Source organism: Vibrio sp. 1401, assembly GCF_033340295.1.
On record NZ_JAWOWF010000347.1, the window covers coordinates 1 to 715 of the forward strand.

Sequence of the window (715 nt, forward strand, 5' to 3'; positions counted from 1 at the left end):
GGTTTAACGGTAGAAGAGCTAGTGCGCTTAGGTCGCTTTCCGTGGCGTGGCGCACTTGGTCGTTGGAAACCTGAAGACAAACAGATTATCGCTGAAGCCATGGCTCGCACTGGCGTAGCTCCGTTTGCTCAAGCATTAGCGGACGATTTATCGGGCGGTGAGCGCCAACGCGCTTGGGTGTCTATGCTGTTGGCTCAACAATCACCGATTTTGATCCTAGATGAACCGACCTCCGCGCTCGATGTTCACCATCAATTTCAACTGATGGCGCTACTGGCAGAGCTGAATCGAACCGAGAACGTAGGCATTATCGTGATCCTGCATGATTTGAACTTAGCATTGCGCTACGCAACCCACATAGTTGCGCTCAAAAAAGGTCAAATTGCCTTTGAAGGCAACGCCGAAATGCTGCTTGATGAAGCGCGTTTGTCTGCACTTTACGAATCACCAATTAAGCTCATTGACCATCCAACGCCCGCGGAAACACTTGCTAGCCAGAAGGTGGCGGTGGTATGTGCATGATGGTTCGATTTCTCAAACAACTAAGCTGCACGACTCTACTTTTCACAGTGATGATTGCACGAGCGAACGCAGACATTACCGTTCATGATGCGTACGGAGCGGTGACTTTTGAGCAAGTGCCGCAACGCGTCGTGGTTCTCAACTGGGACATTTTGGAGCAAGTGCTCGCGTTGGACATCGAGCCCATTGCTGC

General features: G+C 51.2%; 1 protein-coding gene and 1 pseudogene. Both read left to right on the top strand.

Annotated features, from left to right (window positions below):
- On the top strand, positions 1-522 hold a 522-nt coding region (locus R7Z77_RS25550), incomplete at its 5' end, for an ABC transporter ATP-binding protein (RefSeq protein ID WP_318137075.1).
- A gap of 50 nt (positions 523-572) precedes the next feature.
- Positions 573-715, top strand: a pseudogene (locus R7Z77_RS25555) (iron-siderophore ABC transporter substrate-binding protein); the annotation flags it as partial.